This window comes from Gordonia sp. YC-XJ4 (assembly GCF_059511865.1).
In genome coordinates this window covers 422,654-438,656 of sequence record NZ_CM183447.1, presented here as the reverse complement: position 1 = coordinate 438,656, position 16,003 = coordinate 422,654, and the positions used below count along the sequence as shown (strand labels likewise).

The 16,003-nt window shown below is 66.7% G+C and carries 14 protein-coding genes; 6 read left to right on the top strand and 8 right to left on the bottom strand.

Features of this window, described 5'->3' with window-relative positions; genetic code table 11:
- Positions 1–9 precede the first annotated feature (9 nt).
- Positions 10–687 (top strand): GAF and ANTAR domain-containing protein, encoded by a 678-nt coding sequence (locus AC5ZH6_RS01975; RefSeq protein ID WP_094601656.1) that lies wholly within the window; start codon positions 10–12, stop codon positions 685–687.
- A 32-nt stretch (positions 688–719) separates the two neighbouring features.
- On the opposite strand, the gene AC5ZH6_RS01970 is transcribed toward AC5ZH6_RS01975, so the two are convergent.
- Positions 720–2,294, bottom strand: a complete 1,575-nt coding sequence (locus tag AC5ZH6_RS01970; protein ID WP_496169164.1) for a SpoIID/LytB domain-containing protein — start codon at positions 2,292–2,294, stop codon at positions 720–722.
- A 134-nt stretch (positions 2,295–2,428) separates the two neighbouring features.
- Here AC5ZH6_RS01970 and AC5ZH6_RS01965 point away from each other — a divergent pair, with 134 nt between their 5' ends.
- Positions 2,429–4,009 carry a peptidoglycan recognition protein family protein gene (locus tag AC5ZH6_RS01965; RefSeq protein WP_496168301.1) on the top strand — a complete coding sequence of 527 codons (1,581 nt, stop codon included), beginning with the start codon at positions 2,429–2,431 and terminating at the stop codon, positions 4,007–4,009.
- Positions 4,010–4,039: 30 nt separating this feature from the next.
- On the opposite strand, the gene AC5ZH6_RS01960 is transcribed toward AC5ZH6_RS01965, so the two are convergent.
- The 3 genes from AC5ZH6_RS01960 to AC5ZH6_RS01950 are packed head-to-tail and all read right to left on the bottom strand — an operon-like array spanning position 4,040 to position 6,516.
- Complete coding sequence (locus tag AC5ZH6_RS01960) at positions 4,040–4,897, bottom strand: HAD family hydrolase (protein ID WP_496168299.1); 858 nt, start codon at positions 4,895–4,897, stop codon at positions 4,040–4,042.
- A complete protein-coding gene (locus AC5ZH6_RS01955) occupies positions 4,894–5,688 on the bottom strand; it encodes a lysophospholipid acyltransferase family protein (RefSeq protein WP_496168298.1) in 795 nt (264 codons plus the stop codon). The genes AC5ZH6_RS01960 and AC5ZH6_RS01955 overlap by 4 nt, the downstream gene beginning before the upstream one ends.
- Positions 5,689–5,736: 48 nt before the next feature.
- The gene (locus tag AC5ZH6_RS01950) at positions 5,737–6,516 is read right to left on the bottom strand and encodes a lysophospholipid acyltransferase family protein (RefSeq protein ID WP_496168297.1); all 780 of its coding nucleotides are present in this window, start codon (positions 6,514–6,516) and stop codon (positions 5,737–5,739) included.
- A gap of 219 nt (positions 6,517–6,735) precedes the next feature.
- Here AC5ZH6_RS01950 and AC5ZH6_RS01945 point away from each other — a divergent pair, with 219 nt between their 5' ends.
- On the top strand, positions 6,736–7,470 hold the full coding sequence (locus AC5ZH6_RS01945; protein ID WP_496168296.1) for a YoaK family protein: 735 nt from the start codon (positions 6,736–6,738) through the stop codon (positions 7,468–7,470).
- A gap of 118 nt (positions 7,471–7,588) precedes the next feature.
- Positions 7,589–9,184 carry a Rieske 2Fe-2S domain-containing protein gene (locus AC5ZH6_RS01940; protein WP_496168294.1) on the top strand — a complete coding sequence of 532 codons (1,596 nt, stop codon included), beginning with the start codon at positions 7,589–7,591 and terminating at the stop codon, positions 9,182–9,184.
- Between the two features lie 518 nt (positions 9,185–9,702).
- On the opposite strand, the gene AC5ZH6_RS01935 is transcribed toward AC5ZH6_RS01940, so the two are convergent.
- The gene (locus tag AC5ZH6_RS01935; RefSeq protein ID WP_496168293.1) at positions 9,703–10,992 is read right to left on the bottom strand and encodes an HNH endonuclease; all 1,290 of its coding nucleotides are present in this window, start codon (positions 10,990–10,992) and stop codon (positions 9,703–9,705) included.
- Between the two features lie 295 nt (positions 10,993–11,287).
- A complete protein-coding gene (locus AC5ZH6_RS01930; RefSeq protein WP_496168291.1) occupies positions 11,288–11,863 on the bottom strand; it encodes a hypothetical protein in 576 nt (191 codons plus the stop codon).
- A 122-nt stretch (positions 11,864–11,985) separates the two neighbouring features.
- Here AC5ZH6_RS01930 and AC5ZH6_RS01925 point away from each other — a divergent pair, with 122 nt between their 5' ends.
- Positions 11,986–13,212, top strand: a complete 1,227-nt coding sequence (locus tag AC5ZH6_RS01925) for a sensor histidine kinase (RefSeq protein ID WP_288338087.1) — start codon at positions 11,986–11,988, stop codon at positions 13,210–13,212.
- The gene (locus AC5ZH6_RS01920; RefSeq protein WP_288338086.1) at positions 13,209–13,853 is read left to right on the top strand and encodes a response regulator; all 645 of its coding nucleotides are present in this window, start codon (positions 13,209–13,211) and stop codon (positions 13,851–13,853) included. The genes AC5ZH6_RS01925 and AC5ZH6_RS01920 overlap by 4 nt, the downstream gene beginning before the upstream one ends.
- A 2-nt stretch (positions 13,854–13,855) precedes the next feature.
- On the opposite strand, the gene AC5ZH6_RS01915 is transcribed toward AC5ZH6_RS01920, so the two are convergent.
- Both AC5ZH6_RS01915 and AC5ZH6_RS01910 read right to left on the bottom strand, forming a co-directional pair.
- Positions 13,856–15,094, bottom strand: coding sequence for a lipase family protein (locus AC5ZH6_RS01915; RefSeq protein ID WP_496168289.1), 1,239 nt, complete (start codon positions 15,092–15,094; stop codon positions 13,856–13,858).
- 46 nt (positions 15,095–15,140) lie between these two features.
- Complete coding sequence (locus tag AC5ZH6_RS01910; RefSeq protein ID WP_014358465.1) at positions 15,141–16,001, bottom strand: DMT family transporter; 861 nt, start codon at positions 15,999–16,001, stop codon at positions 15,141–15,143.
- Between the last annotated feature and the right edge of the window lie 2 nt (positions 16,002–16,003).

Below are 16,003 nucleotides of genomic sequence, written 5' to 3'. Positions count from 1 at the left end.
GTTGAGGGGATGACGCCGGAAATCACCACCCGGATCACCGAGGTGATCAACGATCTACGCGTTGAGAGCAACGACCAGGAGGCCGTGCTGCGCGCGATCTCGAAAGCCGCCGTCGACACGATCGACAACGCAGAGTACGCGAGTGTCACGCTGGTCACCCGCGGTCGGATCGAGACACCGGTGATGTTCGGCGATCTCGCGGGCAAGTGTGACGATCTCCAGCGTGAGCTCGGTGAGGGCCCGTGTGTCCGTGCTGCCGTCGACGACATCACCGTACGCATCGACGACCTGGCCAACGACCCGCGATGGCCTCGGTTTGCCGCTGCGGCAAGCGCATTGGGCGTCGCGTCGATGGCGTGCTTCTGCCTCTACATCGACGGCAACGACTTCGGCGCACTCAACCTGCACAGCACCACCCCCTTCGCCTTCGACGACGAGACGTGCTCGCTGGCCGAGTTGTTCGCCGCGCATTGCGCCACTACCTTCGGCGCCGTCCGCGAGAAGGAGCAACTGCGCAATGCGCTCGGGTCGCGCGATCTGATCGGCCAGGCCAAGGGCATGCTGATGGAGCGCTATCGGATCGACGCCGACGCCGCGTTCCTGCTCCTCGCGCGCCTGTCGCAGGAGTCGAACACCAAGCTCGTCGACGTGGCCGCCAACGTCGTCGTCGCCGGCCCCGGCAACTGACCGGTCCCGGCCGTCCCGCCTGGCTGTAATGCCTAGCGCAGGACGTTGGTCTTCGGGAATCCGAGGAACGGGATGCCACCGCGTGCCCGGAAGTTCTTGTAGCCGCTTCCGGCGAGCACATGCGCGCCGGTCTGCTTGGAGAAGAACAGCATCCCCTGCTGGAAAAGTTGGGTGACGCCGGCCCCGTCGGGCGTCAGGGTCGGTACCCCGAGTGCGGTCCCGAGCGTTCCGGGGACGTCGCCGAGGCTGCCGAGCAGGCCCTGGAACGCCGCAGCCGCGGTGCTCACCAGATCACCGGCTCCGGGCACCACCTGATCGGCGATCCCGCCCAGCGATCCCGCGTCCAGCGATCCGAGGTCCAGGGAGCCGAGCCCGCCGGCCGGGCCGGTCGGCGGCTTCACGATCTGCGGCGGGGTGCGCTGGCCCTGCACGGCGAACCAGTCGGACTTGAGGCCCAGCTTCATGCGTGCGTCCTCGCCGGACGCCTCGACGCTGCGGCCGCCACCGGTGGCGCGCACCTTGAGTGCACGCCCGTTCTCGGCGCCGAGCCCGTTGGCCTGGATCACCTCGAAGCTGTCCAGACTCGGCAGACCGAACGCGCTCGCGATGGCGCTGGGGCTGATCGTGGTGGTCCAGTTATGGTTCGGTGACGCGGCATCTCCGTCGTCGACGACCGCCGGGAACCGGCCGCCCGCGGTGTATCCACCGGTGGACGAAGAGAATTCGGTGAATGCCGGCTGGCCGTTCTGCAGCAGGATCTGGCCCGCCGTCGCGTCGGCGGCCTGATCACCGCCCGGGTCCTCGCCGGTGACGCCGCCGTAGACCTGCGAGTTCTGCGTGTCGTCGATCTTCTTGCCACTCGCGATCGCGGCCAGCGCGTAGGTGCGGGCGGCGACGGCCTGGGCCTTCAGCGCCTCCATACCGCCGGAGGTCGCCCACCCGGGCACGCTCTCCTTGGCGATGACACCTTTGACGTAGTCGTCGACGTTGAGCCGGTTGGTGACACGTCCGCCGTCGAGGCCGAGGGACCCGCGGAACGGTTCGTTGGATCCGCAGAACTTGAGGAATTCGTTGGCCGGTCGATTCGGGGCGGTGTTGATCGGGTCAGCGAAGGTGGCGTTGACCGTGCGCACGACGGGACCGCCGCATCCGGCGGTGATCGAGGCGGTGGTGCCGTTGACGCTGACGGCCTGGTTCGGCGCGACCGGTTGCCCACCGACGGACATGCCGGCGTCCGAGCGCACGCTCACGCCACCGCTCTTGTTCGACAGGGCGACGTTCACGATCGGGTTGGCCGGGCGGCCGAACGTCGTCCCGCCGTAGAAGTGTTGCAGGATCTGCCGGTACGACCAGCCCTGCTTGGCGTAGCCGTACGCGCCGTACTGTCCCATCCCGCGACCGTGACCGAAGCCATGACCGATCAGGGTGATCTCCGAGCCGGCAGTCAGGCCTATCTCGACGCGATCCGACGCGGTGACGCCGACGAGACCGACGCCGCCCACGAGCGCAGTGGCCGACACGGCACCGATGACCGTCGACAACCGCCGACGCCGGGCGTGGCCCGGTCGGGTGCGGATGGTCAGGACTCGGCCGACCAGGGACGTCACAGCCACGAGGTCTCGTTTCTCATGATCGAATGTTACGTATGTGAATAGTGGGACTCATGTGACGATAGACAAGTCACTTGAATATCACCAACCACAGGAGATAACAACCGCATCACGAGTTGACTCGGTGCGGCGTGGGCGCACGGTTGCACCGCGGCGACCACGACACGATCGGCGCGGCACGCACCACCGACCCGAGGGAGCTGAGAAGACCAGTGCGGTATCCACGACGAAAGCCCTCGGTGGTCCTTGCCGCCGTGGCGATGACCCTCGGCGCGGCATTGTTCATCGATCTCGGCTCCGAGCGCTCGGCACCGTCGGTGCGACCGGTCGACACCCATCGCTCGACCGGGCCCGGCGACACCGGCGCGATCGACCCCACCTCGATCGACACCGTCGACCTCCGCGAGGTCCCGAATGCGGTGGTCGAACTCGCGCGGTCCGGCCTGGCGCGTGCCGGTATCCGGCTGCCCGAGATCGATCTGTCCGAGCTCCCCCTGCCCACCGCGACAGCGCCCTCCACGTCGCCGACAGCGCCCACTATCTCGCCGACAGCGCCCTCCTCTGCCCCCACAGCGCCCTCTACGTCGCCGACAGCGCCCGGCCGCCAACCCGTCGGCGCCCTCGTGAAGCATCTCGTGCGGGACACCCCGTTCAAGATGGTCGGATTCACGTGGAACAAGCCGGTTTGGGACGAGGCCGAGGACGCGACGATGATGCTGCGGGCCAAGGACCCGGTCCGCGGATGGGGTGACTGGGTGGAACTCGAGCCCATCCAGACCTCCACCGACCCCTCGGCCGATCACCCCGGCGGCACCGAACCCGTGTGGGTCGGGGCCGCCAAGGAGATCCAGGTCGCGCTCACCGACGGCCAGAGCGCCATTCCGGCCGCCGATTCCACCGGTGCCGGCCTGGCCGATCTCGTGGTCGGCTCCGCCGGAGAGGTCCTGAAGAACCTCGCGAGCACCGTGCTGCCGGAGCTGACGGCGACTCTGTTGAGCCCCGACAGCCTGCTTTCACTGGGGTCGTCGATGCTGACGACCCTCTCGGGTGGTCCGCAGGTGATCTCGCGTGCGGCGTGGGGTGCCGACGAGAGCATCCGTTGCTCGCAGCCGACGGTCTCCCCCACGCTGAGCGGCGCGATCGTCCACCACACCGCGGGCAGCAACGACTACACCCCGCAGCAGTCGGCGGAGATCGTGCGCGGCATCTACGCCTACCACGCACGAACCCTGAACTGGTGCGACATCGGCTACAACGTGCTCGTCGACAAATACGGGCAGATCTTCGAGGGCGCGTTCGGCGGCCTCGACCGCAACGTCGAGGGCACCCACACCGGCGGCTTCAACAAGAACACCGTCGGCGTCTCGATGATCGGCAACCTCGACGAGGTCGCGCCGAGTGGCCAGATGCTCGCCGCGGTCGGCCGATTCCTCAAGTGGCGTCTGAACCGGGCCGGCCTCAACCCCGGCGCGACGGCCACCCTGACGTCGGAGTACTTCTCCGACAGCAAGTTTCCGCCCGGAACGCAGACGCGTCTTCCGGTGATCGCCGGTCATCGCGATTACAACAACACCAGTTGTCCTGGTATTCAGGGATATCCGGCCCTCGATCAGATCCGGGCACTCGCCGGTGCGGTGGCGCCGACCGCACCCGAATCCCCCGCCCCCGACTCCCCGGCCCCCGAGGCGGCGGCACCGGCACCCGCGCAGTAGTGAATGACGCGGCCCGGCTGGACATCACACCTAACCGAACCACCGAGCCAGCACGCGGGCAACCCCGTCCTCGTTGTTGCCGACGGTGATCTCGTCGGCCGCGGCGAGCGCGGCCGGGTGTGCGTGGCCCATGGCGACACCGTGCGACGCCCACGTGAGCATCTCGACATCGTTGGGCATGTCACCGAACGCGACGGTCGTCGACCCGTCACCTCCGTTGTGGTCCAGCAACTTTCGGAGCCCGGAGGCTTTGTGGGTGTCCGGAAGCGACAGCTCGACGAGTCCGTTGTCGGTGGAGAAGGTGATCTGCGCCAGATCGCCTATGGTTCCGGAAAGTCGTTGCGCAATCTCCGAACTCGGCATTCCGGGGGCACGGACGAGGAGTTTGACGGCGGGTTCGGTGTAGATCTCCTCGTCACCGACCTCGACATGGTCGGGGTTGAGCCACGCGTGCTGATAGCCCGCGGTGGCCACGAAGGGCGCGGTGGCGGCGTCGTGCGCGGATCGACCCACACGTTCGGCGGCGATACCGCACCCGGGGATCTGCGCCTGGGCGATCGCCCCGAGTTCGACGAGGATCTCAGGCGCCAGTGTCGCCGAGGAGATGATGCGATCGTGCTCGACGTCGTAGAGGATGGCACCGTTGGCGCACACCGCATGTCGTACACGGATGCGCGACGGGTCGAACTGGTCGGTGATCTCGGCGATCCACCGGGGCGGACGGCCGGTGGCGAGGACGAACTCGGCGCCGGCGGCACACGCGTTGGCCAGGATCGTCTTGGTGTACTCCGACACCCGGTTCTCGTCGTCGATCAGCGTACCGTCGACGTCGCTGGCGATCAGCGTTGGTCGTGAGATGGCCACCGGCTCCTTGCCTTCGAGCTTCACCTACGCGACTTCCCTTCTCGCTGTGCCGCTTTCGCCGCTCGTGCCGCCGCCTTGCGTTGTGCTTCCTCGTCCTCGATGACCGCAGCCTGCTCCGGGGTGGGCGCAGTGCCGCCGAGTCGCGTCGGCACCCAGAACTCACCGGCCGGATGCGGGTAGGCGTCCTGCACCTCGTGCAGCACCTCGGTCATCTGGGCGCGCAACCGCGCGGTCTGCTCCTCGACGTCGGCCTCGGCGGGCACGTGGATCGGCGACCCGTAGCCGACGGCGATCGGGATACCCGCCCGCCCCATCCGACGCTTGCCGCCCTTGGTCCACTGCCGCTGCGCTCCCCACACGATCGTCGGGATCATCGGGACCTGCGCCTCGAGTGCCATGCGCACCGCGCCGGTCTTGAAGTCCTTGAGCTCGAAGCTGCGACTGATCGTCGCCTCCGGGTACACCACGACGATTTCACCGGAGCGCAGCGACTCGACGGCCGCACGATAGGCGTCGGTGCCCTGCGAACGGTCGACAGGGATCGTGCGGGTGTGGTTCACCAGGAATCGCATGATGGCGACGTCCATGACCTCGGACTTGATCATGAACCGCGCCCGCCGCCCGACCCGGTACAGACCGAGCGCCGCGGGCAGGAAATCGACGTAGGCGGTGTGATTCACCACCAGCACCGCGCCACCCCGGGTGGGGATGTTGTCGAGCCCGGTGAACCGCAGATCCACCTTCTGCACGCGGGCGAGGGTGTTCGCGATGATCTCCAGGGCCCGGAACACCGGCTCCCGATCCGCGTTGGTCATGCGGTCAGCGTATCCGGCAGGCCGGACACGGTCGGACCCGATTCGCCACTACTCGCCCCGCTGATCCCCGCCCTGCTGGTCGCGCTCGGCCCGCCGCGCAGCCTTGGCCGCCTGTTCCTGCGCGTCCATCTGGTTGGCCTCCTCGAGCGTCGGAGCCGACCCGCCGAGCCGGGCGGGCACCCAGAACTCACCCTTCGGGTGCTCGCCGTAGGCATCCTGCAGTTCGAGCAACTTCTCGTCCATCACCTTGTGCAACTGTGCGGTGATGGCCTCGGCGTCGCCGACGGGCTCGATCGGTTCGGCCACGCCGATCGCGATCTTGTAGCCGGTCCGGCCCAGGCGTTTGGGATGGCCCTTGGTCCACACGCGCTGGGCGCCCCAGATGACGGTCGGGATGATCGGGGCGTCGGCCTCGAGGGCCATGCGCGCGGCCCCGGACTTGAACTCCTTGAGCTCGAAGCTGCGACTGATCGTCGCCTCCGGGTACACACCGACGAGTTCGCCGCTCTTGAGATAGCTGACGGCGTCGTGATAGCTCTGCGCCCCGTTGGCCCGGTCGACGGGAATGTGCTTGAGCGCCCGCATGATCGGGCCCGAGTACCGGTTGTCGAAGACCTCTTTCTTGGCCATGAACCGCACATACCGCTTACCCTGGAGATACGCGGGGATGCCGGCGTAGGTGAAGTCCAGGTAGCCGGTGTGATTGATCGCAACCACGCCCGGACCCGACTTGGGCACGTTCTCGACACCGGAGATGGTGAACTTCAGACCTTCGGCCAGCCACAACAACCGCGCCGTGGTGATCACGGTGGAGTACACGGGTTCCATGGGTCGAGCTTAGTGGTCGCGCCGACGCCGCGGTCACACCAGGCGACTCCGTCGCGGTGACAGAACTCATGGCCACCCCGCTCATCCGCGAGCCCGGCCGAACCGAAGTCCAACCGAGAGGGCACGTCCACCCACGCCCTGTCCCTGCTCTGCGCTCGACGATGTTTCCGCTCGACCACACCCCGCCCGACGCACGCCCAGCCTGCCCCGGAGAGGTTCATGCCCACCACCGAACTGCAATCGACCGTCGCGACCACCCGCGCGGTACTCGGCCCCTTCTACGACTTCCGCGAAATGATCCTGGCCGCAGTGCTCGCCGCACTCGCCGGCGCCACCGGCGCAGCGGCCTGGCTCTATTCGGCCGGCTGGTACGTGACGTTCATGACCGGCAACACCGAGCGAATGGTCCTCGAGCACTATCGGGGCGCCCACCAACTGGGATTCACCGCATTGGCCACCGTCGTCGCCTTCTGCTGCGGCGTCGTGGTCGCAACCCTTGCTCGAATCGCCCTGTGGCGCAAGGCACGCCATGGAGCAACTGTGCTGACCGCCGCCTCCACGGCGACTGCTTACGTGTGGGATTCGGCGATCAACACCACCGACCAGGACTACGGAGCGGGCCCGGTGCTGTGTCTGGCCTTCGGCCTCGGCGCTCTCAACACGTCCATCAGCCGCAAGGGCGAGGTGGTCATGCCGCTGTCGTACGTCACCGGGACCCTGGTGAAGATCGGCCAAGGCGCCGGCCTGCACCTCGCGGGCGTCAAACGATGGGGCTGGGTGGCCCACGCCACCACCTACGCGGGCTTCCTGTCGGGTGCCGCGATCGGCGGGGCGCTGTTCACGGTGTTCGGGGAGAACAATTCGCTGGCCACGCTCGCGGTGGTGACGGTGATCATCGCGGTCGTGTCATGGCGGTTGGATCACCCGAAGTTCCTGGTACGCGACGGCCACTGAGCCACCGGAGACCCAACCAGGTACCGAGGGCCCACGACGGGGTCGGAGCGGGTCGATAGATTGGATGGGCAACGCGTCACCGCGCGCAGCCCCGCGCACCCCCTCCGAAAGGCCAAACGTGCAGATCACCAGCATCGGTCACGCCGGATTCCACATCCAGACCACCGCCGGGTCGATCCTTTGCGATCCGTGGACCAATCCCGCCTACTTCGCGTCCTGGGTGCCCTTCCCCGACAACTCGGAGCTGGATTGGAAGAGTCTCGGGCAATGCGACTACCTCTACGTCTCGCATCTGCATCGCGACCATTTCGACGAGCAGAACCTGCGCGACAACGTCAGCAAGGACGCGACGGTTCTCCTGCCCGACTACCCGGTCCCCGACCTCAAGCGTGAGCTCGAGAAGCTCGGCTTCACCAAGTTCGTCGAGACCACCGACTCACAGAAGGTCACCGTCGACGGCCCGAAGGGCTCACTCGACGTGATGATCATCGCGTTGCGCGCGCCGGCCGACGGGCCGATCGGCGACTCGGGCCTCATCGTCTCCGACGGCGAGACGACGGTGTTCAACATGAACGACGCCCGGCCGATCGATCTCGACGTCATCGGTGAGCAGTTCGGGCATGTCGACGTGCACCTGCTGCAGTATTCCGGGGCGATCTGGTATCCGATGGTCTACGACATCCCCCGCCGGTCCAAGGCCAACTTTGCCGCGCAGAAACGCCAGCGTGGCATGGATCGTGCACGCTCCTACATCGAGCAGGTCGGCGCGACCTGGGTGGTGCCGTCGGCCGGTCCGCCGATGTTTCTCGACGAGGACCTGTTCTCGCTCAACGACTTCGGGTCCGGGATCGAGGGTGCCGACAACCCGCGCCCGGGCGATGTGACGTCGATCTTCCCGGATCAGGAGACGTTCCTGGAACAGATGCGCATCCACGGCACCGACGACGGCGAGAAGCACCGCGGGCTGATGATGGTCTCCGGCTCGGTCGCCGATTTCACCGGGTCGACCCTCAACGAGATCAGCCATCCCTATGCGCCGCATGAGGTTTTCGGCGAGAACAAGCAGGCCTATCTCGAGCGGATGAAGGAGAAGTTCACCCCGGTGATCGCCGCGGAGAAGGCCACCTGGGCCCCTGCCGAAGGCGACCCGCTGCTCCCCGAACTCAAGGAGCTGTTCGAGCCGATCATGGCCGCCTCAGATCTGATCTGCGACGGCATCGGCTATCCGGTCGGCCTGGTGATGGGCGAGGAGACCGTCGTCCTGGACTTCCCCAACCGCATCGTGCGGGAACCCAAGGAGGGAGAAGGCAAGTACCGCTATGGTTTCCGGATCGCCCCGGAGATCGTACGAACCGTGCTGCGCGACGACGAACCGGACTGGGTCAACACGATCTTCCTCTCCACGCGGTTTACTACGTGGCGCATCGGCGGCTACAACGAATTTCTCTACACGTTCTTCAAGTGCCTCACCGACGAGCGGATCGCCTACGCCGACGGCTGGTTCTCCGAGGCGCATGACGACTCGGCGTCGATCACCAAGGACGGCTGGGAGATCCAGCGTCGATGCCCACACCTCAAGGCCGACCTGAGCAAGTTCGGCGTGATCGAGGGCGAGAAGCTGACGTGCAATCTGCATGGCTGGCAATGGGATCTGCCGACCGGCCGCTGCCTGACGTCGAAGGGCCACGAATTGCGGGCCAGCCGACTGGAGTAGCGCACCACTCGGTCACGACCGCCCCCTATCCCCGATGGTCAAGGTGCACGGCGCGGGACCGCCTGCAGCAGAGCTGGAACCGGACGACTGTCATCCGGATACCCTTCGGCACAGGGGGTCTCGAGGCTCGCCGCACGCGGCTCGCACCTCGACCATCGGAGGGTGAGGATGCTCTCGAAGGATGCTCCGCCCTTCCCGCACCCGGTGGCCCTTCCCAACCGACGGCCCATCCCATCCCGGTGGTCGAGGTGCCGAGGAGCGCCAGCGACGAGCCTCGAGACCCCTTGTGCCGAAAGGATTCCAGGCAACGATGACATCCTTGCACGCTCCCATCCCGGTGGTCGAGGTGCCGAGGAGCGCCAGCGACGAGCCTCGAGACCCCTTGTGCCGAAAGGATTCCGGGCCACGGGCGGCCACGACATCTCGACCATCGGGTGGGGTTTGTCTCTATGGAGTTATCAAAGATCAGATGCGGTCCCGGCCAGGCCGGGTGCAGGGGAATCAAGTAGTAGGGCAGATCAGGCTGCAGCGTCGTCGAGTCGCATGGTCCGCCGGTGATACGACGGCACGGGTCGTCGTTTCGGATCCACGCTGGCGGGCGGAATCAACCAGGGGTGGCGGTCGAATCCCATGATGATGTCCCATCCGTGGTGGTGGACGTCGTCATGACAACTGCTGCACAGTAGGCAGCCGTTGTCGAGGTCGGTGGGCCCACCATCGCTCCAGTGGTGCACATGGTGTGCTTGGCAGCGTCCGGCGTGGGCTCCGCATTTGATGCACCCGCGGTCACGCACGAGTAGGGCTTTGCGTTGTCCGGGGGTGAAGAAGCGTTTTTCTTCGCCGACGCTGAGCGGTACTCCGTTGGGGTCGAGGACGATCTTGGTAATCGTCGTGTCACACGACAACAACTTGGCGGTGGCTTCGGTGATGGCACCCATATTCTGCAACTCGCCGCCGAGGGCCGGGTTGTCCGCCGACCACGTCCACAACAACCCGTTGGTCGGTTTCGCTGAGAACGTGGTGTCGGCCAATCCTTGTGCCGCGAGTTCGACGATCGTCTCAAACGCGGCAGCACAGATCTGCTCGGGTGTCCGCGGGTCGGGGGATCCATCGGGTTGAGGTTTCGGCGCCGACAACGTTTCCATCAGGGTGCGGGTTTTCTCCCCGGCGACGATGTCGAGGTTCGCCGAGATCTCCAACCGGCCGTCGTCGGTGATGCGGTCGGTGTAGGAGTTGATGTTCTTGTCTTCGGCGGCCGGTAGCCCGCCAGGCATCTCCGCGGCGAGCTCGTTTCCCAGCTGCCGCGCGTAGAGGTTGATCTCGGCGGGGGTGAATCCCGCGAAATAGTGCGACAGCAGTTTCTGTAGGTATTCGCACCGTTGGACGGTGTCCATAGGTTCGGGGGAGCGGGTGTCGATGTGCGCCAACCCGCGGACGATGGCGTCGGTGTGTTCCGACGAGATGGACCCGTCGGCGGCATGCGCGAGCAAGAGATCCACATCGGTGGTGGCCGAGATGCGCACGTACCGACCTGCGACGGCGGGTGCGAAACCCATGCTGATCAACAGTTCTCGGAGCCGGGTGGTCTTATGGTCGGCGACGCCCAGCCTATCCATCTCGCCGGTGAGAGTGGTGGCGTGATGATCAACCAGGTTCCGCAACAACAGGACTTGCTTCATCGCACCGAAGGCTTGTGGCCCGGTCATCTCCGGATTCCATTGCACGTCGCTGAGTTGGGCGACGATGTCGGCGAAGACTGCCTCGGCGTCAACGGTTTCCGCGTCGAGGACTGTAGTGGATTCGATCATGGGCCCCTCCCCGGTGGCTGATCGGTGTGATGGGTCCAGTGTACCTCGCCAGGGTGTTCGACGCAAGGGGTATTTTGATGAATTCTCCTTGTGGACAACGTGTTTCGGCGCTGCTTTTCTGTCGGTGGGGTGTGGTAGGGGGTGTGGGTTTCGTTTGTCTTGCTTTGGATGTGGTTGGGAGGCTTGCTGTCTCGCCAGGTCTCGAGGCTCGCCGCACGCGGCTCGCACCTCGACCATCGGGGGAAAGGTCTCCGCCATCGGATGGGAGGTGTTCGAGTATCAGGTACCCCCGACCTCACCGCTTCGCCCGATCCCGGTCGTCGGCAGTCGAGAACAGCTGCCACACCGGACCGGTCACCAACCAGATGACGGTGACCACCCCGAGTATCCCGAATGTCCCACGGAGGTCGGCGGCTTGCTGATCGTCGGCCACGGTGACCGACAGGAGTAGCACCGCGCCCGCGGCGATCGCTGCCGCGATCAGCCACAGCCCGAACAGCACCAGTTCGTGGCGCATCGCGGCAGCGCCACCGCGAGGTGGTCGGGCCGGCGCCGGTGCACCGGCAAACCAGTGAGCGAAACGTGCGTCCGCCCAGGTGATGATCGAATGGCCGAAGGCCACGGTGACACCGAGGTAGATCCCGGCCAGCCGGTGCACCGTCGTCACCTCGGTGCCATGCGAAAGGTCAACGGCCACAGCGGCGAGCAAGAACAGGTCCACCAACGGCACCAGCGCCAACACCACCGTCGACGCCCGGCGCCTGCGCAGGATGTACCGAATCGACAACCCGGCGCACACCAGCACCCAGAACCCGATCTCGCACCCGACGATGACCCACAGGACCGGTGACCGCAATACTTCATCTGTCATGTCACCACGGTGGCGCGCACACCAACCCGACCGCATCGGCCATCCCATCGAGCACTCCTGGGCCGGGAGAAGTCATCCTTTCGTCGGATGACCGGAATGTAGGCTCGTGCGACGATGGGTGCATGTGGCGACTTCCGGTGTCCCGCGCGATGCTCAACGACGCCGGCCTCACGCTGCTGTTCCTGGCCCTCGGCGTCGCCCTGTACGCGACCGGCCTCGGGGTGCTCGACGAGAACGCAAGCCCGCTACCGACGTGGTTCTGCATGGTCTCGCTGGGTATCGCGGCGTGCTTTCAACTGTGTCGTTCGCGGCATCCGGCCGTCGCGCTGACCGGGGTCAGTGCAGCACTGGCACTCGATTCACTGACCGTCCCGTCCATCGGGGTGTGGTTGGTGTTCTCCGACATCGTCTACTCAACGTGCGTCTACGGCGGTGCTCGCCTCGTCCGTGTGCTGTACGGGCTGGCCGCCGTCGTGTCGGTCGCGACGTTCTTGTTGGTCTCCGTGGTCGCCCACGATGACTGGCGGTTGCTCTTCATCTGTGTGCTGTGGTTGCTCGCACTGATCGGCTCGCCGCTCGCGTACGGGCAGGCCGTGCGCGAACACCGCAGCGCGTTGTCACTGGAACGCGAACACTCGCGGGCGCTGGCCGAACTCGGCGAGCGAGAGCAGATCGAGGCCGTCGCCGACGAACGTCGTCGGCTGGCCCGCGAACTGCACGACGTGATCGCCGGTAGGTTGTCGGCGATCGCGGTGCAATCGGCTGCGGCGCTGCAATATCCGGAGAACACCGCTCTCGCGGGGAAGGCACTGGCCGCGGTCCGGGCGAGCAGCGTGGAAGCACTGACCGAGATGCGCGGGCTGATCGACCTGCTGTCCGATGGCAGCGAGCAGAGCACCGACGGCCGACACACCACTGCCGGTCTGCGACGTATCGATCGGCTGACCGAACCGATCGCCGAGTCCGGCACAGACATCACCATGGAGATACCGGCCACGATCACCGCCGCCGACGGCATCGATGCATTACCGCCGGTCGTCGACATCGCCGCGTTCCGTATCGTCGCCGAAGCACTGACGAACGCCGCCACACATGCACCGGGACAATCGATTCGGGTGAGAATCACCCATTCGGACGATGTCCTGGTCCTCGACATCTGTAATAGACTCGCTGCGCACCACGATCACCATCCGACCGGCGATCGTCACACCGGGCGCGGCCTGGTCAACATGCGCACTCGCGCCCACGCGGTCGGCGGGGTGCTCTGCGTCGAGCGCGGTACCGACGAATTCCGGGTCACCGCAACGCTTCCAACAGCTCACCTCGAGGCAGAGGGGTTCCACCCGTGACGACGATCCTGATCGCCGACGACCACGCCGCCATCAGGGCCGGTCTGCGGATGATGCTCGAGCCGGCCGAGGGGATCGACGTCATCGGGGAGGCCACCGACGGCGACCAGGCAATCACGGGCGCCCGCGACCTGCGCCCCGATGTCGTGCTGATGGACGTCCGGATGCCCGGGACCGACGGCATCCGCGCCACCGAAGTGATTGTCGGCGAGAACATCTGCCCGGTCGTCGTCCTCACGACCTTCGACCTCGACGAGTATGTCTTCGGCGCGCTGCGGGCCGGGGCGAGTGGCTTTCTGCTGAAGACGGCGTCGGCGGAGGCCATCATCGATGCCGTCCGCGCCGTGGTGCGTGGTGACGCGGCATTGTCGCCGGAGATCACCCGCCGCGTCGTCGACGCCGTTCGGGCCGCGCCCGGCGGCTCACCCACTCCCCCGCCCACCACACTCGACGATCTCACCGCCCGCGAGAGAGACGTGTTGCGGTGCCTCGGAAATGGTTTGGCCAACACGGAGATCGCGTCGACGCTGTTCATCACCGAGGCGACAGTGAAGACGCACGTGTCGCGCGTGTTGATGAAACTCGGCCTGGAATCACGGGTGCAGGCTGCGATCCTGGTGCGCGACCTGGGTGGGGTGTGACCTCAGCACCCACCCGCCGGCCGCCCGGCGAACCGGCCCTGCAAGAAGGTCCACGCGTCGGCGGTGAACGGCCCGAAGGCACGGAGGTGATCGTCACCTCGGTAGACGTGCACCGCCGTGGAAAGCCCACGGCTGCAATAGCTTCTCGCAAGTCCGACGACGTCGCCGACCAGCATCACCCCGTCCCCACGGCCGTCGGCGTCGCCGATCCCGAGCATCATCGGCGTGCGCGGAGTCCCGACCGATCCCATGACGTTGGCGGCGATGGCCGCCGGAATACCGGGGACGTCGAGCAGGGACGGGTATTGCGGCTTGAGCAGCGACGCATCGGTCAAGCCCGGATACTTACCGAGGAAGTCGTTGATGCACTCCCCGCGAATCTCATCGAGAACCTGTGTTCCCTTGGGAGACAGGTACTGTCCGATGCCGATGTCGTAGGTGCGGTCATAGACGTCCATCAGCGCCGGGATGACCGCCGACCACCGCGGCGTGCCGTTGACGTAGGGCAGGTTGTGCGCCGGGTTGACGAGCACCCCGCCGGCGGCGGCACCGACCAGATTCAGCTCGGGGGCGTAGGCCGGGGCGAGTTCGGCGCCGAAGCCGGTGGGGATGGAGCCGCCGGAATAGCCGAACAGACCGACCGGCGTGGACGCCGGGACACCCAAATGACGCTCGGCGGCGCGGATGCTGTCGAGCGCCGCATACGCCGATTCCCGGCCGATCGTCCACCGCAGTTGCGGCCCTTCATAATCCGGCACCACGACGGTGTATCCCGCGGCGACCATCGTGGTGATCATCGCGAGATCGATGGGCGCCGCTTGTGACGATCCGCCCCGGAGCGTGTACGACGGATCGCATTGACTGCCGAGCGCATCGTAGAACTCGTGATAGGACACGATCTTTCGCGCCGACCCGGGCGCAGCACCAGGCGGGGAGATGATGGTGGTCACCGTCGACGACGGTCTGCCGAACGTGTCGGTCGTCCGATACAACAGCTGGGTCGCCTGCGCCGGCAGGCCCGTTCCGGCGTAGCCGAGGGCAACCTCACGCTGGCGCAGGATGGCGCCCGGCCGTGCCGACGAGAGCCCGGCAGGCGGTGTGTAGAACGGGTCGGCACTCGGCGGGGCCGGCGGCGCAGCGTGGGCCGGCCCGGCCGACAGTCCCCCCGTCACCAATGCGCACAGTGCGAGGAACACGATCACTACGAGAGCGCGGCGCCGCGCACGTCCGGGGGTCAACATGCCAGTCATTGTGTCGTGCGGGCGCCGACTGCGTGCAGTGAACGCCTCAGCCCGCCGCCTCCACATTCGCCACCGCCGACGACATGGCGACGATGATGGCGCCGGCGATCGCCACCAAGAACGCGACGCCGGCCACCACCGCCCAGCCGTGCCGGACGGTGTCGCCGAGCAACACGATGCCCGCCACACCGGGCACCACGGTCTCCCCGACCACCAACGACGCCGCGGCGGCGCTCACCGACCCGGTCTGCAGAGCGACGGTGAACAAATAGAACCCGCCCACCCCGCACACCACAACCGCGTAGGCGGCCGGATCGGTCAACAACCGGCCGAGGTCGAACGGGGAGACGCCGTCGACGACGCGCACGGCGATCGCGAGAATCCCGAACAGCACGCCACCGAGCAGTCCGGCCCCGACGGCGACACGCGCTCCGGAGAACCGCATCACCACCAGACCGAATCCGATCAGCACGGCACCGGCGATCAGCACACCCCAGTGCAGGGATCGTCCGGCGTCGTCGTGGCCCTCCTCGCCGGCTGCGATACCGAGAACGGTGAGCGCGGCGATCACCAGCACGATTCCCGTCCAGTCACGCACCGACAACCGCGCGTGTAACACCACCATCGCCAACAATGCGGTGACCACCAGGTTCGCCGCGATGATCGGTTGCGCGACGAACAATGGCATGGTGCGCGCCGCAACCATGTTCCCGATGAATCCGAGAGCGTCGAGAACGAAGCCGATCAGGAAGGAGACGGTGATCATCGCCGCGAATGTCGAGGCTGCGCTCGGCACCTCGTCTTGCTGTGCGCCGTCGTCGACCTCGGCGGCGCCACGGGCCTGTAGTACCGACGCGGTGCCGTAGGCCAAGGCGGCGAGGACGGCGGCGACGAACCCGACGATCACGC